26 protein-coding genes and 1 tRNA gene are annotated in these 24,331 nt (G+C 62.8%); 14 read left to right on the top strand and 13 right to left on the bottom strand.

The features are described from left to right. Positions 1-50 precede the first annotated feature (50 nt). The gene (locus D886_RS0122350; protein WP_027596029.1) at positions 51-2,183 is read left to right on the top strand and encodes a TonB-dependent siderophore receptor; all 2,133 of its coding nucleotides are present in this window, start codon (positions 51-53) and stop codon (positions 2,181-2,183) included. A gap of 282 nt (positions 2,184-2,465) precedes the next feature. Here D886_RS0122350 and D886_RS0122345 read toward each other — a convergent pair. Further along, positions 2,466-2,555, bottom strand: a tRNA-Ser gene (locus tag D886_RS0122345). Positions 2,556-2,754: 199 nt separating this feature from the next. On the opposite strand from D886_RS0122345, the gene D886_RS0122340 reads away from it, so the two are divergent. From D886_RS0122340 to D886_RS0122330, 3 genes are all read left to right on the top strand, one after another. Beyond that, positions 2,755-3,444 (top strand): crotonase/enoyl-CoA hydratase family protein, encoded by a 690-nt coding sequence (locus D886_RS0122340; protein ID WP_027596028.1) that lies wholly within the window; start codon positions 2,755-2,757, stop codon positions 3,442-3,444. Between the two features lie 88 nt (positions 3,445-3,532). Beyond that, positions 3,533-4,252, top strand: coding sequence for a 1-acyl-sn-glycerol-3-phosphate acyltransferase (locus D886_RS0122335; protein WP_027596027.1), 720 nt, complete (start codon positions 3,533-3,535; stop codon positions 4,250-4,252). A gap of 62 nt (positions 4,253-4,314) precedes the next feature. After that, positions 4,315-5,286, top strand: coding sequence for a magnesium and cobalt transport protein CorA (locus tag D886_RS0122330; RefSeq protein ID WP_027596026.1), 972 nt, complete (start codon positions 4,315-4,317; stop codon positions 5,284-5,286). A gap of 90 nt (positions 5,287-5,376) precedes the next feature. Here D886_RS0122330 and D886_RS0122325 read toward each other — a convergent pair whose 3' ends face one another. Beyond that, positions 5,377-6,108 carry an amidotransferase gene (locus D886_RS0122325; protein ID WP_027596025.1) on the bottom strand — a complete coding sequence of 244 codons (732 nt, stop codon included), beginning with the start codon at positions 6,106-6,108 and terminating at the stop codon, positions 5,377-5,379. 528 nt (positions 6,109-6,636) lie between these two features. Between D886_RS0122325 and D886_RS0122320 the strand changes: the two genes are divergently transcribed. Then, complete coding sequence (locus D886_RS0122320; protein WP_027596024.1) at positions 6,637-7,437, top strand: cytochrome c; 801 nt, start codon at positions 6,637-6,639, stop codon at positions 7,435-7,437. Positions 7,438-7,529: 92 nt separating this feature from the next. Here D886_RS0122320 and D886_RS0122315 read toward each other — a convergent pair whose 3' ends face one another. The 4 genes from D886_RS0122315 to D886_RS0122300 all read right to left on the bottom strand — a co-directional run bounded on the left by D886_RS0122315 (position 7,530) and on the right by D886_RS0122300 (position 11,021). Further along, entirely contained in the window at positions 7,530-7,862 is a 333-nt protein-coding gene (locus tag D886_RS0122315; RefSeq protein ID WP_027596023.1) for a ribonuclease E inhibitor RraB, read from the bottom strand. A gap of 183 nt (positions 7,863-8,045) precedes the next feature. After that, the gene (locus tag D886_RS0122310; protein WP_027596022.1) at positions 8,046-8,282 is read right to left on the bottom strand and encodes a hypothetical protein; all 237 of its coding nucleotides are present in this window, start codon (positions 8,280-8,282) and stop codon (positions 8,046-8,048) included. A gap of 339 nt (positions 8,283-8,621) precedes the next feature. Beyond that, positions 8,622-10,694: an LTA synthase family protein gene (locus tag D886_RS0122305; RefSeq protein ID WP_027596021.1), complete on the bottom strand. Its 2,073-nt coding sequence runs from the start codon at positions 10,692-10,694 to the stop codon at positions 8,622-8,624. A 135-nt stretch (positions 10,695-10,829) separates the two neighbouring features. Further along, the gene (locus D886_RS0122300) at positions 10,830-11,021 is read right to left on the bottom strand and encodes a PLDc N-terminal domain-containing protein (protein WP_027596020.1); all 192 of its coding nucleotides are present in this window, start codon (positions 11,019-11,021) and stop codon (positions 10,830-10,832) included. 126 nt (positions 11,022-11,147) lie between these two features. On the opposite strand from D886_RS0122300, the gene D886_RS0122295 reads away from it, so the two are divergent. Further along, on the top strand, positions 11,148-12,086 hold the full coding sequence (locus D886_RS0122295; protein ID WP_027596019.1) for a ZIP family metal transporter: 939 nt from the start codon (positions 11,148-11,150) through the stop codon (positions 12,084-12,086). A 76-nt stretch (positions 12,087-12,162) separates the two neighbouring features. Here D886_RS0122295 and D886_RS0122290 read toward each other — a convergent pair whose 3' ends face one another. Further along, entirely contained in the window at positions 12,163-12,693 is a 531-nt protein-coding gene (locus tag D886_RS0122290; protein WP_027596018.1) for a hypothetical protein, read from the bottom strand. Positions 12,694-12,752: 59 nt separating this feature from the next. Next, complete coding sequence (locus D886_RS0122285; protein ID WP_027596017.1) at positions 12,753-13,280, bottom strand: ankyrin repeat domain-containing protein; 528 nt, start codon at positions 13,278-13,280, stop codon at positions 12,753-12,755. A gap of 266 nt (positions 13,281-13,546) precedes the next feature. Between D886_RS0122285 and D886_RS0122280 the strand changes: the two genes are divergently transcribed. Further along, positions 13,547-13,819: a DUF3509 domain-containing protein gene (locus tag D886_RS0122280; protein WP_027596016.1), complete on the top strand. Its 273-nt coding sequence runs from the start codon at positions 13,547-13,549 to the stop codon at positions 13,817-13,819. 127 nt (positions 13,820-13,946) lie between these two features. Here the strand turns inward: D886_RS0122280 and D886_RS0122275 are convergent, their stop codons facing one another. The 3 genes from D886_RS0122275 to aroC form a co-directional block, all read right to left on the bottom strand. Next, positions 13,947-14,483: an oxidase gene (locus D886_RS0122275; RefSeq protein WP_027596015.1), complete on the bottom strand. Its 537-nt coding sequence runs from the start codon at positions 14,481-14,483 to the stop codon at positions 13,947-13,949. Beyond that, positions 14,483-15,637, bottom strand: a complete 1,155-nt coding sequence (locus tag D886_RS0122270; RefSeq protein ID WP_027596014.1) for an MFS transporter — start codon at positions 15,635-15,637, stop codon at positions 14,483-14,485. Before D886_RS0122270 ends, D886_RS0122275 begins: the two co-directional genes overlap by 1 nt. 139 nt (positions 15,638-15,776) lie before the next feature. Next, complete coding sequence (aroC, locus tag D886_RS0122265) at positions 15,777-16,868, bottom strand: chorismate synthase (protein WP_027596013.1); 1,092 nt, start codon at positions 16,866-16,868, stop codon at positions 15,777-15,779. 244 nt (positions 16,869-17,112) lie between these two features. On the opposite strand from aroC, the gene D886_RS0122260 reads away from it, so the two are divergent. Together D886_RS0122260 and D886_RS0122255 are read left to right on the top strand one after the other, a co-directional pair. Further along, positions 17,113-18,075, top strand: a complete 963-nt coding sequence (locus D886_RS0122260; RefSeq protein WP_027596012.1) for an alpha/beta hydrolase — start codon at positions 17,113-17,115, stop codon at positions 18,073-18,075. 204 nt (positions 18,076-18,279) lie between these two features. Next, positions 18,280-19,068 (top strand): hypothetical protein, encoded by a 789-nt coding sequence (locus D886_RS0122255; protein ID WP_027596011.1) that lies wholly within the window; start codon positions 18,280-18,282, stop codon positions 19,066-19,068. A 298-nt stretch (positions 19,069-19,366) separates the two neighbouring features. Here D886_RS0122255 and prmB read toward each other — a convergent pair whose 3' ends face one another. Then, a complete protein-coding gene (gene prmB, locus D886_RS0122250) occupies positions 19,367-20,275 on the bottom strand; it encodes a 50S ribosomal protein L3 N(5)-glutamine methyltransferase (RefSeq protein ID WP_027596010.1) in 909 nt (302 codons plus the stop codon). A 180-nt stretch (positions 20,276-20,455) separates the two neighbouring features. Here prmB and D886_RS0122245 point away from each other — a divergent pair, with 180 nt between their 5' ends. The 5 genes from D886_RS0122245 to D886_RS0122225 all read left to right on the top strand — a co-directional run bounded on the left by D886_RS0122245 (position 20,456) and on the right by D886_RS0122225 (position 23,220). Then, entirely contained in the window at positions 20,456-21,046 is a 591-nt protein-coding gene (locus D886_RS0122245) for a cysteine hydrolase family protein (RefSeq protein WP_027596009.1), read from the top strand. Between the two features lie 89 nt (positions 21,047-21,135). Then, positions 21,136-21,456 (top strand): hypothetical protein, encoded by a 321-nt coding sequence (locus tag D886_RS0122240; protein ID WP_027596008.1) that lies wholly within the window; start codon positions 21,136-21,138, stop codon positions 21,454-21,456. Positions 21,457-21,619: 163 nt separating this feature from the next. Continuing rightward, positions 21,620-22,180: a Smr/MutS family protein gene (locus tag D886_RS0122235; RefSeq protein WP_027596007.1), complete on the top strand. Its 561-nt coding sequence runs from the start codon at positions 21,620-21,622 to the stop codon at positions 22,178-22,180. 69 nt (positions 22,181-22,249) lie between these two features. Then, positions 22,250-22,795 carry a GTP cyclohydrolase I FolE gene (gene folE, locus D886_RS0122230; RefSeq protein ID WP_027596006.1) on the top strand — a complete coding sequence of 182 codons (546 nt, stop codon included), beginning with the start codon at positions 22,250-22,252 and terminating at the stop codon, positions 22,793-22,795. 59 nt (positions 22,796-22,854) lie between these two features. Beyond that, positions 22,855-23,220 (top strand): glutaredoxin, encoded by a 366-nt coding sequence (locus D886_RS0122225; protein ID WP_027596005.1) that lies wholly within the window; start codon positions 22,855-22,857, stop codon positions 23,218-23,220. A gap of 478 nt (positions 23,221-23,698) precedes the next feature. Here D886_RS0122225 and D886_RS0122220 read toward each other — a convergent pair whose 3' ends face one another. After that, entirely contained in the window at positions 23,699-24,301 is a 603-nt protein-coding gene (locus D886_RS0122220; RefSeq protein WP_027596004.1) for a glutathione S-transferase family protein, read from the bottom strand. Positions 24,302-24,331: the final 30 nt, after the last annotated feature.

Genomic DNA, 24,331 nt, shown 5'->3' with positions numbered 1-24,331 from the left:
TTGCCCCGCGAAGAGGCCGGCACTGGTATCGCGTATCCAGGAGCCTCCGCATGCCCCCGCTTCGCCCCCGCCTGCCCCTGAGCTTGCTCAGCCTGGGCCTGGCCCTGCATTGCCCTCATTTGCTAGCCGAAGACAGCATCGTGCTGGACCCGCTGCGGGTCTCCGACAGCTATGGCAACGACGGCTACCAGGTGCGCGAAGCCTCGGTGGGTGGTTTCCAGGCCGTGCCGCTGCTCGACACCCCGGCCTCGGTCAGCGTGTTCAGCCAGCAACTGCTGGAGGACCGCCAGGTGCGCAAGCTTAGCGAAGTGCTGCAAAGCGACGCCTCGGTGGGGGAAAGCTATGCGCCCATCGGCTATTACGAAAACTTCAACGTGCGCGGCTTCGAGCTGAATGCCGCCAGCAGCTACCGGATCAATGGCCAGACCCTCGCCGGCGAGCAGAACGTGGCCCTGGAAAACAAACAGCAAGTGGAATTGCTCAAGGGCTTGTCCGGGCTGCAAAGCGGCGTTTCGGAGCCCGGCGGCCTAATCAATTACGTGACCAAGCGCGCCGAAGACGTGCGCAGCGTGACGGTATCGACCAACGAACAAGGCGAACGTTACCTGGCCACCGACCTGGGCGGCTGGTTCGGCAGCGAGCGGCAGTTCGGCCTGCGCGCCAACCTTGCCCATGAAGACATCCGCAACTATGTCGACCATGCCGACGGCAAGCGCGACTTCGCTTCGTTGGCCTTCGACTGGCAGATCAACCCGGATGCCACGCTGCAACTGGACGCCGAGTACCAGCACCGCGAACAACGCTCGGTGCCCGGTTACCAGTTGCTCGGCGGCACCGAGGTGCCACACGGTATCGACCCGCATGATCGCCTGGCCTACCAGCAGTGGGCCAAGCCGGTACAGAACGATTCGCTGAACCTGGGTGGGCGTTTCGAGTACCGCTTCAACGAGGCCTGGACCGGCACGTTGAGTGCGTCGCGCAGCAAGGTGGTGATCGACGATTACAGTGCGTTTGCCTGGGGCTCGAGCGAAGGGGCGTTCTTCGGCAGCAATGGCGACTATGACATTTATGACTACCGCAGCCCGGATGACACCCGCCGCACCGACGAGGCACAGGCCACGCTCAACGGCCGCTTCGATGCCTTGGGCGTAGGGCACGACCTGACAATCGGCAGCAGCGCGCAACGCCGCACGGTGGACCAACGCCCCTATTACAACGAGTGGCTGGGTACCGGCAATATCTACACCGGTGCGCCAGCACTCGACCCGTCTGACAAGCCGATCGGCGCCAGCGAGCGGCGCCTCGACAGCCGCCAGTACGGCCTGTTCGTAAGTGATCGCATCAGCTTCAACGAGCAGTGGCAAACTATGATCGGCGCTCGCAAAGTGCGCCTGGACGAGCAGACCTGGGACGAGACCGGTGTTGCCGGGCGCCACACTCGCCAGTACCAGTTGCTGCCCAATGCTGCGCTCATCTACAAGCCACGCCCAGACACCACGCTGTACGCCAGCTATGCCAAAGGCCTGTCGGCTGGCGGTACGGCACCGTGGTTTGCCAGCAACGCGGCTGAAATCCTCGCCCCCACCCTGTCACGCCAGCTGGAGTTGGGCATCAAGCGCGACTGGCAAGGCATCAGCTTCAGTGCCGCACTGTTCCAGATCCGCCAGGCGTATCAATACGCACGGCCCGATGGCCAAGGCACCTTCACTTATGTCCAGCAAGGCCAACAGAAAAACACCGGCCTGGAGCTGGGCGCCAGTGGCTGGGTGACCTCGAACCTGCAAGTGCAGGCGAGTGCCGCAGCCATTCGCGCGCGGGTAAAAAACAGCGGGACCGAGGACTACGAAGGGCATCAGGCGATCAATGTGCCCAAACTGCGTGCGGCGCTGCAGGCCGAATACAGCCTGCCGGTACCAGGCCTGGCGCTGCTGGGCGGTGCGCGCTACAGCGCCAGCAAATATGCCAGCCAGGCGGGTAATGTCGAGGTGGGCGGTTATACCGTGTTCGACGTCGGCAGCCGCTACCGCACCCGCATTGGGGGGTATGACACGGTGCTGCGGTTGACCGTGGATAACGTGTTCGACAAGCGCTACTGGCGCGATGTGGGGGATTACCTGGGGGACAACTACCTGTTCCAGGGTGCGCCGCGTACGGCAAGGTTGTCGGCGTCTGTGAGTTTCTGATGAACCCGGGGCCGCTGCGCGGCCCATCGCCGGCAAGCCGGCTCCCACAGGCCTGGCGCCAACCTTGGAGTCTGCAAAGTTCTTGTGGGAGCAACTGTCTTGTGGTGCTTGTTCTGGCCTCATCGCTGGCAAGCCAGCTCCCACAGGTGCGGCGCTAGCCTTTAAGGCTAGACAGTTCGGGTGGGAGCTGGCTTGCCGGCGATGGGCTGCACAGCAGCCCCATAAGCACTGCGAAAACAAAAAGCCCCCGAGCTTTTCAGCGCGGGGGCTTTTTGTAGAATGTGGCGGTGAAGAAGGGATTTGAACCCTTGATACGATTTCTCGTATACACACTTTCCAGGCGTGCTCCTTCGACCACTCGGACACTTCACCGTTTTCTCTTCAAGCCTTTCAGCCTGTCGAGGCGCGCTAATTTAGTGTAAGGCCTTTCCTTTGGCAAGCATTTTTTTCAAATTTTTCATGCATTTGCATTTGAGGCCCGGTAAACGCTGACCGGCCAGTCAGCCTTGCTGCTTTACCTGGCCCACGGCGCTGGGTAACGTCGTCGCCACGCCAACAAAAGGACTCTGCCATGAGCGAGCTGATTACCTACCACGCCGAAGACGGCATCGCCACCCTGACCCTGAACAACGGCAAGGTCAATGCCATCTCGCCGGATGTCATCACCGCCTTCAACGCCGCCCTCGACCGCGCCGAACAGGAACGTGCCGTGGTGATCATCACCGGGCAGCCGGGCATTCTGTCGGGCGGCTACGACCTCAAGGTCATGACCAGTGGCCCCAAGGAGGCGATAGGCCTGGTTACCGCCGGCTCCACCCTCGCCCGCCGCCTGCTGTCGCACCCGTTCCCGGTGATCGTCGCCTGCCCCGGTAACGCCGTGGCCAAAGGAGCCTTCCTGCTGCTGTCGGCCGACTACCGCATTGGTGTCGACGGGCCCTATAAGGTCTGCCTGAACGAAGTGCAGATCGGCATGACCATGCACCATGCCGGCATCGAACTGGCCCGCGACCGCCTGCGCCGCTCGGCCTTCCACCGCTCGGTGATCAACGCCGAGATCTTCGACCCGCAAGGCGCACTGGACGCCGGCTTCCTCGACAAGGTGGTGCCGGCCGAGCAACTGCACGAGGCGGCCCTGGCTGCGGCCCGTGAACTGAAGAAGCTGAACATGCTGGCGCACAAAAACACCAAGCTGAAGGTGCGCAAGGGCCTGCTGGAGGCTCTGGACAAGGCTATCGAGCTGGATCAGAGCCACATGGGCTAACCCTGCAGGTCGACAGACTCACCCCAGGTTTGCCTCTTTGAGTGCACAGTCGTACACTGGAATGCGACTATCTGGTGTGAGTCATCCCATGCTTTATTCGTTGCGCATGCTCCTGCTGGCCCTGCATTTTCTGGTGGTTGGCGCTGTAGGCCTGATAATCGGCCTGTGCCGCCCCTTCAACCCCGACAACAGCCGGGTATTTGCCCGGCTTTACAGCGTGCCGGCCGCCTGGCTGATGCGCGTCAAGGTCAAAGCCGAAGTCGGCCCATTGTTCGATCACCCGCCCGGTTGCGTCATCATCGCCAACCATCAGTCCAACTTCGACCTGTTCCTCATTGGCCAGGCAGTGCCGCCGCGCACCGTGGCTATTGGCAAGAAAAGCCTGGGCTGGATCCCGTTGTTCGGCCAGCTGTTCTGGCTGGGCGGCAATGTGCTGATCGACCGCAAGAATGCCTACCAGGCGCGCAAGGCGCTGCAAAAGACCACGCGGGTGCTGCAGGACGATACATCGATCTGGATTTTCCCCGAGGGCACCCGCAACCCGGCAGACCACCTGTTGGCGTTCAAGAAAGGCGCCTTTCACATGGCCATCGAAGCCGGTGTACCAATCGTGCCGGTGTGCGTCAGCCGCTATGCCCGGCGTTTGAACCTGAACAGCTGGCGGCAGCGGACGGTGATCGTGCGCTCGCTGCCGCCGATTGCCACGGCGGGCTTGAGCCAGCGCGACATCCCCGCCCTGGTCGAACAGTGCCGCAGCCAGATGCAGCAGTGCATCGACCGCATGGAAGATGAACTCGCACGCCGCTAGGTTGCCCTCTGGGCCCTTACAGCCCAAGCTGTAAGGGTGTTCAATCGAATAAGTGGACAACCATGGGTCGAGTCGTGGCGTCGGCGGTGTACAGCGCCGGCAGAAAGGTCACTAACATCAGCATCGACGAAGGCAGCGAATGGGCGCGCAAGCCCGGCCACTTCGTCTGGATCGGCCTCGAAGAACCCAACGCCGAGGAGTTGGCCAACCTGCAGCGGCAGTTCAACCTGCACGAGCTGGCCATTGAAGACGCGCTGGAAAAGCACAGCCGGCCCAAGCTTGAAACCTTCGGTGATGCGCTGTTCATCGTCACCTATTCGCCGGTACGTCATGAAGGCAAGCTGGAGTTCATCGAAACCCATATCTTTGCTGGCAATGGCTACATCATCACCTGCCGCAACGGCCACTCGAAATCCTACGCCCTGGTGCGCCAACGCTGCGAAGCACGGCCGCTGCTGCTGGAGCATGGCGAGGATTTCGTGCTGTATGCGCTGCTCGACTTCGTGACCGAGAACTACCAGCCGGTCAGCGAGGCGATCCATGGCGAAATTGAAGAACTGGAACAAAGCGTGCTGGGCGGTTCGCTGCAAGAGGATGACATCCGCCGGCTGCACAGCCTGCGGCGCGACATCTTGCGCCTGCGCCGGTACGTGGCGCCGATGCTGGAGGTGAGCGAAGAACTGCAGCGCCTGAGCTTTCCGTTCATCGACAAGAACATGCGACCGTATTTTCGCGATGTGCAGATTCATGTCACGCGGCAGATGGAAGACTTGGTCGGCATTCGCGATATCGCCAGCCAGACCATCGAGATCGGCATGTTGCTGGAGTCGTCGCGCCAAAGCATCGTGCAACGCAAGTTCGCGGCCTGGGCGGCGATTCTGGCCTTCCCCACGGCGATTGCCGGGATTTATGGGATGAACTTTCAGAACATGCCGGAGCTGGCGTGGCAGTACGGGTATTTTGGTGTGTTAGGGGTGATTGGGTTGGGGTGTGCGGGGTTGTATGCCAGCTTCAAGAAGTCGGGTTGGCTTTGAGATGTTGGGGCCGCTGTGCGGCCCATCGCAGGCAAGCCAGCTCCTACAGGTACAGCACTGATGTTGGGGCCGCTGTGCGGCCCCCCGCCATCACGCCACGCTGTCTTTACTCACCGACTGCCCAATGAACCGCAACATCCACTCGCCCACCAGGTCGCCCTGGTGCTCGGTGGCCAGGCTGGCAATGGCCTTGTGGTACACCTCATCCCCCAACGACGTCTGTCGCGCATCCAGCAACGCCCGGGAGTAGTCATGCACGAACTCCGGGTGCCCTTGGAAGCACAGCACCTGGTCACGAATGTGGTAGGCGGCGTTGGGGCAGAAGTCGCTGGAGGCAATTACGGTCGCGCCTTCCGGCAGCTCGGTGACCTGGTCCTGGTGGCTGATCAGCAGGGTCAGCTCGGAAACCTCCGGGTCCATCCAGGGCGCATGCGCCGCCAGTGAATAACGGTGGATGCCCACACCCCAGCCCTTCTCGGCGCGCTCGGCCTTACCACCCAGGGTCAAGGCCAGCAGCTGATGGCCAAAACACACGCCCAGCAGCTTCTCGCCCCGTGCGTAGAGTTTTAACAAGTAAGCCTTGAGCGTCTGGATCCAAGGGTCGGAACCGAACGAATCGGCCTTGCTGCCCGTCACAAGGTAGGCATCGAACACTTCATCGTCGGCGGGATAGTCGCCGTTCATCACGTTGTACACGCGAAACTCGGCGGCGATCGGCTGACGCGAGAACAGCTGCTCGAACATCCTGCCATAGCCGTGGTACTGCGCCGTCAACTCCGGTCGCAGGACATCGGTTTCCAGGATGCAGATGCGTAACGACATAGAAATAGTCCTGAACGACATGGGTGGGAATCTGCTGTAGAGACTGCCGCGAAAGGCACGTACAAGCAAGTAGGCCGCACTGACGAACGGTCATATTTCGCCGGCGTTTCGTTTGCAGTAACGCCACTGTCTAGCGAGAGCATGCCAGCCAGCTGGCCATTGGCCTCATAACCCAATGAAATTAACCAGCCTTACAATTAGAACAAAGGGTTCTCAAACATGGATGACGCACACCCTACTGTTGGTTGTATATCGACTTTCAAGAGGCAAGCAGAACAGGCGTCAACTTACGCCACTGCGATCGACCCGAAACGCGACAGGGAAGCCAACGGGTATTCAGGAATAACAACAAGAAGGCGGTCCGCCATGTTCAGACAATCGAAAATACGCCAAGCAGGGCTCATTCTCTTCGCCACGACTCTACTGCTGATACTGCCGAACCTGACACGTTTATTCGGCTGACGGTGGCTGTGGCGTCAACAGGCAGCGCGCATGTAACCTGCCGGCCTTGAAGGTCGGAGACTCCCCATGCGCCACTGCCTTGCCCTACTCGCCCTGCTTTTGAGCCTGCCAGTGTCGGCGGCGCAGCTGCACCTTGAGCTGGGCGACACGTCGCGCCAGTGGAGCAGCGCCGAGCTGCTAGCCCACCCGCAGGCGCGCGACATCAGCATCGAGCAGGACGTTTCCTATAAGCGCCACATGCAGTATCGCGCCGTCCCCTTGGCTGTGCTGCTGAAGGGCGTGGGTGCGAACGACCACCTGCAAGCCGTCGCGCTGGATGGTTTTGCTGCCGAAATGCCTGCCGCGCCGCTGCTGCAGCAAGGGCCGGCGCGTGCCTGGCTGGCCGTCGAAGACCCGGCCAAACCGTGGCCCGCGTTGGGCAACGGCAAGCCGAGCGCCGGGCCGTTTTACCTGGTCTGGACGGCACCGCAGGCCAGCGGCATCCGCCCAGAGCAGTGGCCGTTCCAGATCGCCAGCATCCGCCGCCTGGCTTCGGTGGAGCAGCGTTTTCCGGCACTGCTGCCAGACCCGAAGCTCCCGGCCGATAACCCGGTGCGCCAGGGGTTTGCGTTGTTCCAGCAGAACTGCCTGGCCTGCCACCGCCTCAATGGCGCGGGTGATGCCCAGTTTGGGCCGGACTTGAACTTGCCGCATAACCCTACCGAGTACTTCCAGCCGGCATTTTTGCGCAAGCTGATCCGTGACCCGCAAAGCCTTCGAACGTGGCCGCAGGCGAAGATGCCGGGGTTTACAGAGGCTGTGTTGAGCGAGCAGGAGCTGGATGCGCTACTGGCTTATCTGGGGCATATGGCGGGGCGTAAGCCCTGAGAGGTTGGGGCCGCTTGGCGGCCCTTCGCGGCACAAGGCCGCTCCTACAGGGAGGTGCATAAGCCTGTGGAGCGGCAGTGGGTGAGTCAGGGTCAGGCGCACAGTCGCTCTTGCTTGACGCCCCATCCTTCGACCTCGCCACCGTACGGTGAAACGAGTTGCTCGAACGTTTCTTCGAAGTCGCCAATCCCTCCATAAGTGGCATACATGACCTTGCTCAGTTCAAGGTGCCAGGCGCCGTCTTTGCGTTCGCGTACCTGGGCGTTGAGGGACTCGCCACGAAATTGCCCGGCTGCCCGTCGCGCGCCGGCTTCATCAGGGAATACTGCGTAGAACTCGATAGGGTGGATGCGGGTGAAGTCAAAACCGCCAGCTTTCATCTGGCGCAGGACATTGCTGCTGATATCGTCGTTCTGGCTGCTCATGAATCGTCCTCCTGCAATGCAATGGATAGACTTTCCGGGCACTACGTACCTGCCGGCGGTGCCGGACAGATCGAGTTGTATAGAGCTGATGCAAGACGCGAATGTTATGGGTGCCGACCCGCAGAATAGGCCGGCACCTGGGTCCAGCGTAGTGCCTGCGTGGGCACCACGTCAACGCAAGCTTCAGGGCGCTTCCTGGATACGGGTGATGGTTACGCCATTTTGCTCTTTGAGCCAGCGCGCCGTGGGAGATGGTGCACGGTCCTGGAAGTCGTTGAGGTCCAATTCATCCATGACCGGAAACAAGTGCGAGCGAATGGCACGGGCCGCGTCTTCTTCGCTGGGGCAATGTTCAGCCCGCAGCCGCAATGACGTCGGTTCGCCTTTCTGGTCGGCAAAGATGACTTCCCACTCTTTCATGGAACGAGCCCTCGGTCTGAAGAACGCCGGGTGTGTGGCGCCTGTATAGCTTGACCTTGGGCGGGGGGATTTGTTCAGTTGGCAGGGCTTTGCGGTGGTCCTCGAGTTGGTAGGGCTTTGCGGTGGCCCTTCAATTGGCAGGGTTTGCGGTGGCCCTTGTAGGAGCAGCCTTGTGCTGCGAAGAGGCCAGTGTAAACACCAAAGATCTACGGTGCTTTCACTGGCCTCTTCGCAGCACAAGGCTGCTCCTACAACGGACGCGGCAGCCGGTGATGATAGACGCGGCAGCCGGCGATGACAGGCGCGCGTGCCGGGGACAACGGGCGCGCCTGCTGGGGGTTACTTCGGCGTGCCGTGCACGACGCCAGCGGTGTTGTCCAAGAGGCTCTTGGTCGCCGTCTGGATGTACGCTTCAAGCTTTTTCAGCATTTCCGGCTGGTCCGGGCTTTCGATCAGCTCGGCCTTGAACTCGCTGCCCAGCTGGTAACGGTACATACGCGGGCTCATGTCCTTGGACTCGATGAGGATGCGGTCACCCTGCACCAAACCAACGATCTGTTCGCTGCCCGACGGCTTGATCATGCCCACGCCCTGGTCGCCCTCAGGCAGGTTGAGCAGGTCGCGGCCCCAGCACTGATGACGGGTCTGGCCACCCAGACGGCCCATGATGGTCGGCACGATGTCGACCTGGGTACCGACGGTGTGGTCGACCGCACCGAACTTCTCCTGGATGCCCGGGGCAATCAGCAGCAGCGGTACGTTGAAGCGGCCCAGGTCCAGTTCGGTGACCTGCTGGTGGTTGCCGAAGCCGTGGTCGCCGACGATGACGAACAGGGTCTCCTTGAAGTACGGCTCTTTGCGCGCCTTCTCGAAGAACTGGCCCAACGCCCAGTCGGAATAACGCATGGCCGTCAGGTGCTCGTCCAGGCGGCCTTGGCCGGTCACAGGCGCTACGGGCAGGTCCTTGGGCAACGCGTAAGGCGTGTGGTTGGACAAGGTCTGCAGCAGCGCATAGATCGGCTTCTTGCCGTCGTGCTTGGCCAGCTCCTCAGCGCCACGGTCGAACATGTCCTGGTCGGACACACCCCAGGTCGGGTCGGAGAACACCGGGTTGACGAAGTCATTGCGGCCAATGAACGTGGTCATGCCTTGGTTGCCGAAGAAACCGGACTGGTTGTCCCAGGCGAAGTCACCGTTGTAGACGTACACGTCGTCGTAATCGCGGGCGCTGAGCAGTGCCGGCAGGCCCGACAGCTTGTGCCCGCCTTCCGGGGTCTGCATCAGGTATTCGAAGCCTGGCAGGTTAGGGAAGCAGGCCATGGTGGCGAACATGCCCTGGTGGGTATGGGTGCCGTTGGAGAAGAAGCGGTCGAACAGCAACCCTTCTTTGGCCAGTTTGTCGAAGTACGGGGTGATGTTGTTAGGGCTGCCCAGGGCGCCCACCGAGTGGCCGGCGAAGCTCTCCATGAGGATCACCACGACGTTCTTGATCGGCAGGGTACGCTCGGCCGGTGGCACGAAGTCACGGCGGATCGCGGCTTCGTCGGCGTCGACCAGGGTGTCGTGGGCGGTCAGCAGTTGCTCACGCACGGTCTGCGTGGCCAGCGGCTGGTCCAGCACCGGCTTCCAGATGTTGGCGCGGTCTTCGCCGAAGCGGCTCTTGGCAGCATCGATCAACGTCAGGGTGCCGTTCAGGCCCAGCTGGTTGACGAAGTTGGAGTCGGTGGTGAAGGCATCACCCCAACGCATCGGCGGGCCCTGGCGCAGGGTGCCACGGGCGGCGACCACGGCCACCAGCAGGATCACCATGAACACCGCCAGGCGGTTGTACCACGGCGCTACGCTGCGCTGCGGGGTGGCGCCGGTCGGCTGGCCGCCGCGCGTCATGCGGTCGACACCCTTGAACAGCAGGCTCAGCAGCCAGGTGCCAATGACCCAGGCCAACAGGTAACGGACCACCGGGAAGCCGTACCAGAGCATGCTCATGACGGTCTTGGGGTCTTCCTTGATGTACTGGAACACCAGGCCGTTGAGGCGCTGGTGGAACTCGCGGTAGAAGTCCATCTCCATCAGGCCGAGGAACATCACCACGCTGGAGGCGAGGGTCAGCCACAGCCGGAACACGCCACGCCGGGCCATGGCCCAAGGGCTGAGAATGGCCAACAGCAGCGGAATGCTGATGTACACCACCACCCGCAGGTCGAAGCGCAACCCGTTCAGGAAGCCTTCAGCGACAGTCGCATAGGGGGTATCGCCGATCATGTCGCTGTTGTAGACCAACAGCGCCAGGCGCACGAGGCTGAGCATCAGCATGATGACCAGGCCGCTGAGCAGCGTGTAGGCCAGGTGGGATTTCAGGGTCGGCGCGAACGACGCTCGCGCGCCCTGTTTCAAGGCATCCGTGTTAGCCATGAATGGGAAAGTCCTAGGATTGCGGGTTTGCGGAGATGGCGAAGGTTAATACCAACGCAGCATTGTGCGGGTGCGGATTCTGTTTAAACCAATGTGAAAATTTTGTCACGGCCGCATTTCTGCTTATGTCCGCTATCAGATCCGCACATTGCCCCTGGGCCCGGCAATTGCCCAGATCACCAGCCCTATCACCGGCAGCAGCGCGATCAGCAGAATCCACAACACCTTGATGCCCACTTCGCTGCCACTTTTGATCACATTGAGGATCGCCCAGATATCCAGAGCCAGAATGATCAGGCCAACCAGGCTATTGAATGTAGACCCCATGCCGCTACTCCCTTGCAAAGACGTTGCAGCACAGCATAGCCAGCTATCACGTCGATAGAAGGGAATCCTTGGCCGATCGTGCAGGTCCTTGCTTAGACTGCCTGTATTCATTGATTCGAGGTTCACATGCCCCCAGCCCATTCCGAAACCGCCACCCCACCCTCGCTGCTGAGCGCCTGGCGGCAACAGGTGCTGACTACCCCCTGGCTCAGCGCCGGCCTGGGGTTGAGCCTGCTGGCGGTGATCGTGCTGCTGGCGGCAAGCCTGTGGAACGCGGTCAACGGCGACCATGCCGACAACCTGCACCTGGCGCTGCTGGGCGGTTTGTCCGGCTTTGGCGCCACGGCCCTGGGCGCGGTACTGGCGGTGGTGCTGCGTGATGTGAGTGCGCGCACCCAGGATGTGATGCTCGGCTTTGCCGCCGGCATGATGCTGGCCGCCAGTTCGTTTTCGTTGATTCTGCCGGGCCTGGATGCCGCCCGCGAGATCACCGGCAACGGCCCGGCGGCGGCGTTTACCGTGGTGCTGGGCATGGGCCTTGGGGTATTGCTGATGCTGGGCCTGGACCGCTTCACCCCACACGAGCACGAGAGCACTGGCCCTTGCGGCCCAGAGGCAGAGCGCATCAACCGGGTGTGGCTGTTCGTGTTGGCGATTACCCTGCACAACCTGCCCGAAGGCATGGCGATTGGGGTCAGTTTCGCCAATGGCGACATGAACATCGGCCTGCCGCTGACCAGCGCGATCGCCATCCAGGACATTCCTGAAGGCCTGGCCGTGGCCTTGGCGTTGCGCGCCACGGGGCTGTCGAACATGAAGGCGGCGTTGGTAGCGGTGGGTTCAGGGCTGATGGAGCCGCTGGGTGCGGTGATCGGCCTGGGGATTTCCACCGGTTTTGCCTTGGCCTACCCGATAAGCATGGGGTTGGCGGCGGGGGCGATGATTTTTGTGGTGTCCCACGAGGTGATTCCCGAGACCCATCGCAATGGCCACCAGACGGCGGCGACCCTGGGGTTGATGGGTGGGTTCGGGGTGATGATGTTTCTGGATACGGCGCTGGGCTGAGTTCTTCGACTGCCTGTAGCGGCCTCTTCGCGGGGTAAGTCGGACCGCGAAGAGGCCGGTCCAGCCAACCGACAAATCAGACGTGAACCGCGACCTTCAAAGCCTCCAAAGCCGGCTCGGTCTTGATCCCCACCTCAGCCCCCAGTTCCAGCACCCGTGCCAGGTCATGCTGGCCGACCATCACCATCTGCAATTCATCATCCAGCAACTGGCTGAAGTTCAGCAGTACATAACCCCCCGCCTCCTTGTTCAACGCCCCCATCTGCACCTGGATGCGATTGAGCGCGGTCAGTGGCTCGGTGCGCGCCAGCTGCTTGGGCTTGAGGGTGAACGGCACGCTCTTGTCGAACGAGTCGGCGATGTTCTGGAACAGGTCCTGATAGCTGTCAGCCTGGAACAGCACGGTGTCCGGCAGGCTGCCCAGCACGATCCACTCCCCCAGCGGGATCGGGAAGGTGTCGTCGTAGTTGATGTCCGGGTTGGCCGCCAGGAAGGCGACGGGGTCGGCGTAGGCCTGGGCGGCCTCGTCGGCGATGCGCTCGATGTCTTCATCGCGCATGCAACCGGCGCCGATGAGGGTGATGAGTTCGAGCAATTGGTTTTTCATGAAGGGGGCCTGCGACCGGTGAAAAGTCGCCAAGGATAGCCGCAAACGCCCCCGAACAGTTAGCCGGCCAGCGCCTGCAGGCGCGCCACGGCGTCTGCCGCGCCCATGGTTTGCGCGGCCATCAGCGCGGTGGCGCCGCGAGCATCCTGGTGTGCCGGGTCGGCACCTTGGGCCAGCAGGTAGTCGAGGATCTCGCTGCGGTTGAACATGGCCGCCAGCATCAGCGCGGTGCGCCCGTCCTGCGCGGCGGCATCGACCGGCACCCCATGCTCCAGCAGCAAGCGGATCATGGCCAGGTCGCCTTTGAACGCGGCGCCAGCGATTGGCAGTTGGCCATTGTCATTGGCCATCAATGGGTCGGCGCCGTGCTCCAGCAGCACGCGCACCGCGTCATGGTGGCCGTGGTAGCAGGCCAGCATCAACAAGGTGTCGCCCTTGTGGTTGCGCAGGTTGGCAGGCAGGCCACTGGCAAGCAACCGCTCAAGCATCGGGGCGTCACCTTGGCGGGCGCGTTCGAACACCTGCTCGGCGAAGGCCGCGGTTTCGTCATCGGTCATGGCGGCAGGCGAGGGTTGGACGGTGGACATGTTGAACCTCCTGGCAAAAATGGTTGCCCAAGTCTTTGTCAGGCAAGGCCATGCGGTCAAAGGTTCAGATTCTATCGGGCCGATAGGTGGCCGGCAGGCCGTGCAAATTGCACTGTGCAAAATGCACGACCTTGCAGGTTGCACGAAGAGATCCTTTCGGCAGCATCGTAAACCATTGAATTTAAAGAATTTTTAACTTAATCAGTTTCTGGCACGGTCACTGCAACCATCAACTCACGTCTGCCACACAACAGTCAGGAGTTGATATGGACCTCATCCAGGAAAAGTTCGTCTCGGTGTTTTCGGCCTACCAGGTCGCAACCCAGCCCCGCCCCGATGGTGGTGTCTTGCTCACCCTGCGCGCCGCTGATGGCAAGGTTACCCGCCGCGTGTTGACCTACGGCCAACTGCACAGCGCCGAGCAGCTGTCCTGGGCGATCAGCGCCATCCGCCGTGACCTGGCTGAACAGGCCAGCGAGCTGCCGGTGATTTCGATGCTGCAGAGCCAGCAGCGGTTTGCCTTGCCGACCTATCGTTGATTGCCTGCACCGGCCTTTTCGCGGGCAAGTCGGACCGCCGCACCGCCGCTCCCACAGGAATACCACTGACCTGTAGGAGCGGCGGTGCGGCGGTCCGACTTGCCCCGCGAAGAGGCCCGCCCAAGCATTACAACTCGTCGATCCCTAAAAACGCCCGGGCAGTCTCATCCCCGGTCAACCGCGCCTGCATCCCCTGCTCACTGCCAAACAACCGCAACGCCAGGCAGAACGGCGTCTCGCCCAGCTCTACCCAGCGCCGCGTGCCTGCCGGCACCACCAGCTGATCGCCCTTCTCGCACAGCACCGAATACACGAATTCGCCCAACCGCAAACCCACTTGGGCCCGGCCGCTCACCACCGCAAACACCTCTTCGGCGTCATGCACATGCTCGTCACGTACATCCGCCTGTGCCGGGTCCACCCCGCCACGGTTGAGCAGTGTGAAGGCCGCACTGCCGTGGCCGGTCATCAACTGGTCGAGGTGTTCCCGGCAAGCTGCCATCACCTCATCCTCTGAACTGCCAGGGCGAACCCGAAGCGCAAGCGGGTGATGGGCAAAACGCACGCCCTGCTCGGCCAGGGTCGCTGCGATGTCGTCGTGGTGGGTCAGCAGCTTGTTCGGCAGGCCTGGGCTGGACGGGTGGAAAACGCTGAGGGTACTCATCAGTGGCGGGTCCTGGTCGATTGCGAACAAAGGGCAATGATAACGGCTGCGGCCAAGGCTGCGGCGCTGGCCATACCAAAGGTGAAGGTCGGCCCCAGCAGTTTCCAGCTGTAGCCCGAGTACAAGGCGCCCAGCGCACCGCCGGTGCCAGACAACGCCGCGTACAACGCCTGGCCCTGGCCTTGCTGGCGAGCGCCGAAGCTGGCCTGGACGAACGCGATGCAGGCGGCATGGAAGCAGCCAAAGGTGGCCGCGTGCATCACCTGGGCCAGCACCAGCACCGCCGGGGCATCGGCCAGGTTGCCGAGCAGCAGCCAGCGCAAAGACGCCAGCAGAAAACTGGCCAGCAACACCCGCTGCACGGAAAACCGCGCAAAAATGCGGCTCATGGCCATGAACACCAGCACCTCGGCCACCACCCCCAGCGCCCATAAAAGGCCGATGGCGCTGCGGCTGTAGCCCAGGTGTTCCAGGTGCAGGGTAAGGAAGGTGTAGTACGGCCCGTGGCTGAGCTGCATCAGCGCCACGCACGCATAAAACGCGATAACCCCAGGTGCCCGCAGTTGCTGTAAAAAGCCGCCCGCCCCGCTGCGCTCGCCCTGCTCCAGCGGCTGGGCATTGGGCACCCACAGGCTGGCGAGGACGATGCCCGCCATGATCGTCACCAGGGCGACCGGGTAGATGTCCAGGCTGAGCCATTCGAACAAGCGCCCCAAGCCCACCACCGTGAGGATGAAACCGATCGAACCCCACAGGCGGACCTGGCTGTAGCGGGCGGTTTGCCCGTGCAGGTGCGCCAGGGTGATGACCTCGAACTGCGGCAGCACCGCGTGCCAGAAGAACGCGTGCAGGGCCATGACCAGCGCCAGCCAGGCGTAGCTCTTGCCGAAGAAGATCAGGGCGAAGCTGGCCAGCGTGCACAACGCGCCCAGGCGCACGATCAGCAGGCGCTGGCCGGTACGGTCGCCCAACCAACCCCACAGGTTGGGAGCGACACAGCGCATCAGCATGGGGATGGCCACCAGCTCGCCGATGCGCGCCGGGGAGAAACCCAAGTGGTCGAAGTACAGCGCCAGGAAAGGGGCTGTGGAGCCCAGCAGGGCGAAGTAGAAGAGGTAGAAGCTGGACAGGCGCCAGTAGGGGATTGGGGGCATGGGGGCTCAGCCAGATTGGTTGTTGCCTGTGCCGGCCTCTTCGCGGGTAAACCCGCTCCCACAGGTTAGGTGCAGGCCCTGAGGGCAGCACAGTACCTGTGGGAGCGGGTTTACCCGCGAAGAGGCCGGCACTGACGAATCAAAGCTGGCCCAGCACCGGCGTACTGACCTTCACGTCGGCATTCTGTGCGCGGTGGCGCAGCAGGTGGTCCATCAGGGCGATGGCCATCATCGCTTCGGCGATCGGCGTGGCGCGGATGCCAACACAGGGGTCATGACGGCCTTTGGTGATCACGTCCACCGGGTTGCCCTCCACATCGATGGAACGGCCCGGCGTGGTGATGCTGGAGGTCGGCTTCAGCGCCAGGTGCGCAACGATCGGCTGGCCCGAGGAAATCCCCCCCAGGATGCCGCCGGCGTTGTTGCTGAGGAACCCTTCCGGGGTCAGCTCATCACGGTGCTCGGTACCGCGCTGGGCGACACTGGCAAAGCCGGCGCCAATCTCGACGCCCTTGACCGCATTGATGCTCATCAGCGCATGGGCCAATTCCGCGTCAAGGCGGTCGAAGATCGGCTCGCCCAGGCCTGGCATCACGCCTTCGGCCACGACGGTGATTTTCGCCCCAACCGAATCCTGGTCGCGGCGCAGCTGGTCCATGTAGGCCTCGAGTTCCGGCACCTTGTCCGGGTCTGGGCTGAAGAAGGCGTTGTGCTCGACCGATTCCCACGTCTTGAACGGAATCTCGATTGGGCCCAGCTGGCTCATGTAGCCACGCACGGTGATGCCCTGGGTGGCCAGGTACTTCTTGGCGATGGCCCCTGCCGCGACACGCATGGCCGTTTCGCGGGCCGAGCTGCGGCCGCCGCCGCGGTAGTCACGCTCACCGTACTTGTGGTGGTAGGTGTAGTCGGCGTGCGCCGGGCGGAACAGGTCCTTGATCGCCGAGTAGTCCTTGGACTTCTGGTCGGTGTTGCGGATCAGCAGGCCGATCGAGCAGCCGGTGGTGCGGCCTTCGAACACACCGGAGAGGATCTCGACCTCGTCCGGCTCCTGGCGCTGGGTGGTGTGCCGGCTGGTGCCAGGCTTGCGCCGGTCGAGGTCATGCTGCAGGTCGGCCAGGGAAATCTCCAGGCCCGGCGGGCATCCATCGACAATGGCGACCAACGCCGGGCCATGGCTTTCGCCTGCGGTGGTGACAGTGAACAGCTTGCCGTAGGTATTGCCGGACATGGACGCTCCGCGAGTCTGCCTGAGGTGAACGAAAGCGGCAGTATACGGAAAAATACCGAGGGATTGGTTGTCTGTGCGGGCCTCTTCGCGGGTAAACCCGCTCCCACAGGGTGGACCCTAGCCCGAAAGCAGTGATGTTCCTGTGGGAGCGGGTTTACCCGCGAAGCGGCCAGCACAGGCAACTACGCACCGAACCTTCCCACAAACATTGGGTCAAACCGACATCTCCCCACCGTAGTACCCCATGATGCCGCGCCTCGTCGCCTTGTTGTTCATGCTCTGTGCTGGCCTCGCCCAGGCCGCCTCCCCCACCGTCTTGCAGCGCCCCATCGACCTCGACACCGGCCAGGGGGTGCTGCACGGCAGCCTGCTGCTGCCACAACAGGCCACGCCGCCCCCGGTGGTGTTGATCATTGCGGGCTCCGGCCCCACCGACCGAGACGGCAACAACCCGGCCACGGGGCGTATCGACAACCTCAAGCGGCTGGCCCTGGTGCTGGCCAACGACCACATTGCCAGCGTGCGTTATGACAAGCGCGGCGTGGCCGCGAGCCAGCCGGCCACGCCCGATGAGCGCGACCTCAGCGTCGAGCGCTATGTCGCCGATGTGGTTGCCTGGAGCCACAAGCTCAAGGCCGACCCGCGGTTCGGCCCGCTGATTCTGGTGGGCCACAGCGAAGGCGCGCTGATCGCCAGCCTCGCCGCCGAACAGGCAGGTGCCAGCGCGGTGATCACCTTGGCCGGCGTCGGCCGCCCGTTGGCCGACGTACTGCGCGAGCAGCTGGCCCAGCGCCTGCCGCCCGCCCAATTGGCCCGTGGCAGTGACTTGCTCGACCGCCTGCAGGCTGGGCAGACCAGCCTGGATGTGCCCGCGCCGTTGCGCCAGGTGTTCCGCCCCAGCGTGCAGCCGTACCTGATTTCGCTGTTCCGGCAGAACCCAGCGGCGGCGTTCGCGCAATTGCCGATGCCGGCGCTGATCGTCCAGGGCCGCAACGACGTGCAGGTCGACGTAACGGATGCCGAGCGCCTCAAGGCTGCGAAACCGGATGCGCAACTGGTGCTGATCGATGGCATGAACCACATGCTGCGCATCAGCCCCAAGGCCATGAGCGAACAGCGTGACAGCTACCTCAACCCCGAGCTGCCACTGGCCCGTGAGCTGGGGGAGCGGATCGTCACGTTCATCCAGCATTTGCCATCGGCCTGACCCTCAGGTCTTGGCCGGGGCTGCCGATAAGGCGGTATTGGCGGCGAATCCGGGGCCGCGTTGGCGGCCCATCGCCGGCAAGCCGGCTCCCACAGGTGCAGCAGTGCCCTTGAGAGCAGCGCGCCCTTGGTGGGAGCTGGCTTGCCAGCGATGGGCTGCGCAGCAGCCCCATTTGTCGCATGCCCGAACCTAAGGACAGCCCCCATGACAATTGCCCCCGCCGCCCAAGAGCCGGCCGACGAGCCACAACCCCAGGACGGCGCCGCGCTGCCTTGGGCCGACCTTGCCGCCGAACACTTCCAGCTGTTGCGCCTGGCCCCCTTGCCCACCGACCGCGCCACCGGCGCCCGCCCGCTGCGTTTTGTGCAGTTCGGCTACGCCGAGCGCCACGACAAAGCCCACAGCCTGCTGCGCATGGAAATCCAGCTGCCAGGGCAAAAGGTGCGTAAAGAGCAGAACCACTTGGATATCCGCGTCGACCACGCCGAACGCCTGGTGCGCATTGGCAGCGACCAGGGCCTGCAGCTGGAACCCCTGAACCGCGGTATCGGCCGCTTCATGCTGGCCCAGGCCGTGCAATGGCTGCAGCGCAGGTGGTCGCATTACCGGGTCGAAGGCATGGCACTGCCGAGCAAGGATGCCCTGAGCGAGGATTCACGCCTGCGCCGGGACCAATTCTTGCGCGGGGTGGGTATCGAAGTGGAGTACGAAGACCCTCAGCACCTCAAAGGCCGTACCGTTGAAGCCACGGTGGGCCAGCTGAAAGGCGCCTGGAGCAGCGAGCGGCTGCAGCGGGTGGAGATTCTCGATGCGGCCAACTTGCTGCAGCAGGCCGATCAACAGCTGCAGGAAATGGAAGGCCAACTGCGCGAACGGGATGAGCGGGTGGCCAAGTACCGGCGTGAAGATGGCGGGTTGCGCTTTACCATCACCTGCCTGGTGGCATTTGCGATGTTTCAGGCGGGGCTGCTGATCTGGATTGCTACCCGCTGAGACCGTGGCGCCTGCTTCGCGGGTAAACCCGCTCCCACAGGTGCAGCACTGGCCTTTAGAACGGCGCAGTACCTGTGGGAACAACTGCTTGTGTTGCTTGTTCCGGCCACATCGCCGGCAAGCCACACAGGTGCAGCACTGGCCTTTAGAACGGCGCCGTACCTGTGGGAACAACTGCTTGTGTTGCTTGTTCCGGCCACATCGCCGGCAAGCCACACAGGTGCAGCACTGGCCTTGAGAACGGCGCTGTACCTGTGGGAGCCGGCTTGCCGGCGATGGGCTGCAAAGCAGCCCCCACTCAAACCCGAGCTTTGAACAGCTCTTGATGCTGCCGGCACTGCTCAGCCGTCAGCATGAACACCCCATGCCCCCCCCGCTCGAATTCCAGCCAGGCAAAATCCACCTCGGGGTACAGCGACTCGACATGCACCTGGCTGTTGCCCACTTCGACAATCAGCAACCCTTTGTCGGTCAGGTGGTCAGCCGCCTCGGCCAGCATCCGCCGCACCAGGTCCAGGCCATCGTTACCGCAGGCCAGGCCCAGCTCAGGCTCGTGGTGATACTCGGCCGGCATGTCGCCAAAATCTTCGGCATCGACATACGGCGGGTTGGACAGGATCAGGTCGAAGCGCTGCCCTGGCAGGCCATCGAAACCATCGCCCTGCACGGTGTAGACGCGCATGTCCAGGCCGTGACGCTCGATGTTCTGGTTCGCCACCTCAAGGGCATCGAACGACAGGTCGCCCAGCACCACTTCGGCCTCGGGGAACACTTCGGCCGCGACGATGCCGATGCAACCAGACCCGGTGCACAGGTCCAGAATGCGCGCAGGCTCTGACGCCAGCCACGGCTCGAAACGTTTTTCGATCAGCTCGCCAATCGGCGAACGGGGCACCAGCACGCGCTCGTCGACAATGAACGACATGCCGCAGAACCACGCCTCGCCCAGCAGGTAGGCGGTGGGCACGCGCTCTTCGATGCGCCGCTTGAGCAGGTGCTGCAGGCGCACGCGTTCGTCGTCCTCGAGCATGCAGTCCAGGTAGCTGTCGGCCACCTCCCATGGCAGGTGCACGGCGCCCAGCACCAGCAGGCGGGCTTCGTCCCAGGCGTTGTCGGCACCGTGGCCGAAGAACAGCTCGCGCTCGTGGAAGCGGCTGACCGCCCAGCGAATGTAGTCGCGCAGCGTGCGCAGACGGGATGTGATCACGGGGGTACTCCTAATTCAGACCGTACAAAAGTCTAACAGCCCAACCCGCACAATTGTTCCTTGGCGTTCCCCAAAGGGTAGCCACAGGCCAGTAACCACGCTGTTTGCGATGTCAACCATTCCCATTGACGCCAAGGCAAGGGACAATAGGTATACAAAAGCCCTTCCAAGGAGCCCTTGATGTCCGTTCCAACCACGATGTTCCGCCTCACTGGCCGCGACTACCCGCCGGCCAAGCTGAGCCACGCCAGCCTGATCATCATCGATGCGCAAAAGGAGTACCTCAGTGGTCCCCTGGCACTGTCGGGCATGGACGAGGCCGTGGCCAACATCGCCCGGTTGCTCGATGCCGCGCGCAAGAGCGGCCGTCCGATCATCCACGTCCGTCACCTGGGCACTGTCGGTGGCCGTTTCGACCCACAAGGCAGCGGTGGCCAGTTCATCCCTGGGCTGGAGCCACACGAAGGCGAAATCGTCATCGAAAAGCGCATGCCTAACGCGTTCAAGAACACCAAGCTGCACGACACCCTGCAGGCGCTGGGCCACCTGGACCTGATCGTCTGCGGTTTCATGAGCCACTCCAGCGTCAGCACCACCGTGCGCCGCGCCAAGGACTATGGTTATCGGTGCACCCTGGTGGAAGACGCCTCGGCGACCCGCGACCTGGCGTTCAAGGACGGGGTCATCCCGGCCGCACAGATTCACCAGTGTGAAATGGCCGTGATGGCCGACAACTTCGCCTGTGTCGCCCCTACCGCCAGCCTGATCTGATTCAGGGCGGGTAACGACCGCCCGGCAGCCGGGCGGAACCCAAAGGGCGAGCGCAGGTCGAATTCCGGATATCCACAGAGGAAATCGGAATGAAGCTCAAAGGCAGTTTCGACGCCAAACGCCTGCGCACGCGCGAACCGCGCAATTGGGGCGCACGCCTGGCTGCCGGCCTGTCCGCCTTGCTGGCAACGCTGGGTGTGCTGCTGGCCATGGCCGGCATCGCCGGCCTGCTGGGCAATTACCCGGCCCTGCAAGAACTCAATGCCAACAAACCGCTGGCCAGCATCCTCACCGGGGCTGGCTTGCTGTTGCTGTGGCTGGGCGTGCGCTTCTGGCGGCGCAGCCGTATTCGCCTGCGTCGCGGGCGGGAATTGAACCTGTCGCCGCACTTGATGAAAAAACACGACTGACTCTTTTGTATCGCCTGTGCGGGCCTCTTCGCGGGTAAACCCGCTCCCACAAGGTTCAGTGTCCGCGCGAAACCTGTGGGAGCGGGTTTACCCGCGAAGAGGCCCGCACAGGCTGCACACAGCCCCACAGTCGCGTAAACTACGCCGCCCACGTGGAGGCATCATGCAAGACGACGACTTTTCCCTGTTCCATGCCGAAGTGCGCGGCGTCAAGCCGATCAAGCACGACCGTGCCGAGGTCGGCAAACCCAAGGCCGACCGCAAGCAGCTGGCCGGCCTGCGGCAGGCGGCTACCGTGCGCAGCGACAAGGCACTGGTGATCGACGGCATGTCCGACCAGTTCGTCATCGACGTTGGCGCCGAAGACGAGCTGATGTGGCGCCGTGACGGCGTGCAGGAAACCCAGCTGCGCAAACTCAAGCTCGGCCAGATCGCTTTCGAGGGCAGCCTCGACCTGCACGGCATGACCGTCGAGAAAGCCCGTGAAACACTCTGGGACTTCATCGCCGAGGCCACCAAGCTGGAAGTACGCTGTGTCCGCGTCACCCACGGCAAGGCCGCACGCCTCGACGGCAAGCGCCCGATGATCAAGAGTCACGTCAACACCTGGCTGCGCCAGCACCCGCAAGTGCTCGGTTTTGCCTCGTGCAACCCGCGCCATGGCGGCACCGGCGCGGTGTATGTGATGCTTAAACGAACCATGCTCGAAGGACGCGACGAGTAACGCCGCGCTTGCAGCGCCGCCCTTGCCGCCGTACCCTTCGTTTTTGCGATTTTTCCCACAGGTAGATACATGTCCCTGGAACAGAACTACACCGAGATTCTCAGCCAGATCGGCGAGGACGTCTCCCGTGAGGGCCTGCTCGACACGCCCAAGCGGGCTGCAAAGGCCATGAAGTACCTTTGCCGCGGTTATGAGCAGACGCTGGAAGAAGTCACCAACGGCGCGCTGTTCACCTCCGACAACAGCGAGATGGTACTGGTCCGGGACATCGAGCTGTACTCGATGTGCGAGCACCACATGCTGCCCTTCATCGGCAAGGCGCACGTGGCCTACCTGCCCAAGGGCAAGGTGCTGGGCCTGTCGAAGGTGGCACGCATCGTCGACATGTACGCACGCCGCCTGCAGATTCAGGAAAACCTCAGCCGCCAGATCGCCGAAGCGGTCGAGAAGGTAACGGGCGCTGCTGGCGTGGCCGTGGTCATCGAAGCCAAGCACATGTGCATGATGATGCGCGGTGTCGAGAAGCAGAATTCGAGCATGATCACCTCGGTGATGCTGGGCGAATTCCGCGCCAACGCCGCCACCCGCAGTGAGTTCCTCAGCCTGATCAAGTGATTGGCTGGTTACCCTGAGCCGACCCTGCTGGGTCGGCTTTTTCTTTTCAGGAGTTGCCCATGATCGTCAAAGCCCTGCGGGTTGGCCTCGGCCAGCTCATCGTGTTCGGCGACTGGATCAGCCGCCCGGCCAAGCGCAAGCGCGATGCCGCCGCCCAGGCGCGTGTCGAGCAAGCGGCCAGTGGCCTTGCGCTGTACCAGTTCCATGCCTGCCCGTTCTGCGTCAGAACCCGCCGCACCCTGCACCGCTTGAACGTGCCAGTGGCGCTGCGTGACGCCAAGAACGACCCGGAGCATCGCCAGGCGCTGCTGGAAGGCGGTGGCCGCGTGAAAGTGCCGTGCCTGCGCATCGAGGAAGAAGGCAAGGTGAGCTGGATGTATGAGTCCAAGGCCATCATTGCCTACCTGGACAAGCGTTTCGCCTGACCTGGCACCGCTTGGGCTGACGTTGTACTTCTTCGGCTGGCCTTGTACTTCTTCGGCTGGCCTTGTACTTCTTCGGCTGACCTTTTACTTCTTCGGCTGACCTTGTACTTCTTCGGCTGACCTTGTACTTCTTCGGCTGACCTTGTACCTCTTCGGCTGACCTTGTACTTCTCTGGCTGACGTTGTACTTCTTCGGCTGACCTTGTACTTGTAGGAGCAGCCTTGTGCTGCGAAGAGGCCGGTGCAGGCTGAGGATATCTCTGTGGCTTGCACCGGCCTCTTCGCAGCACAAGGCTGCTCCTACAATGAATTGTGCCAAGGCAAGAAATTGCGCCCGGGCAGGGCATTGTGCCAAGGCAAGAAATTGCGCCCGGGCAAGAAATTGCGCCCGGGCAGGGAATTGCGCCAGGCAAGGAATCGCGCCCGGGCGGGGAATCGCGCCCAGGCGGGGAATCGCGCCCGGGCTAGTCGAATAGGCTCAGCCCACCATCGGCACATGCCGCGGATGGCTGGCCACGCGCTCCAGCCAGGCCCTGACCGCCGGGTAATCCGCCAGGTCGAACCCACCCTGCTGCGCCACATGGGTGTAGGCATACAACGCCACGTCGGCAATCGAATACTGCTCCCCCACCAGGTACGGCGTCATCTGCAACTGCCGCTCCATTACCTTCAGCGCCTTGTACCCGCCCTTGTGCAGCTTGCGGTACTCCTCCAGCCGATCATCCGGCAACCCCAGGTAAAACTGGATGAACCGCGCCACGGCAATATACGGCTCATGGCTGTACTGCTCGAAAAACTGCCACTGCAAGACCTGCGTGCGCAACCGCGGCTCAGTGGGCAGGAACTCGCTGCCGTCGGCGAGGAAGTTGAGGATGGCATTGGATTCCCACAGGTACGTGCCGTCTTCCAGCTCCAGCACCGGCACCTTGCCATTGGGGTTCATCGCCAGAAATTCGGGCGTCTCGGTTTCGCCTTTTAGAATATCCACCGGGTGCCACTCATACGGCCGGCCCAGCAGGCTCAGCATCAGCTTGACCTTGTAACAGTTGCCCGACTGGTAATCGCCATAGACCTTGTACATCACCCCTCCCCTCCCATGCAGTTGCGCATT

The sequence above is a fragment of the Pseudomonas sp. LAIL14HWK12:I7 genome (assembly GCF_000483465.1).
In the GTDB taxonomy this organism is placed as follows: Bacteria; Pseudomonadota; Gammaproteobacteria; order Pseudomonadales; family Pseudomonadaceae; genus Aquipseudomonas; species Aquipseudomonas kermanshahensis.
The sequence above is the reverse complement of the archived record's forward strand: the minus strand, read 5'-3'. Positions and strand labels throughout refer to the sequence as shown.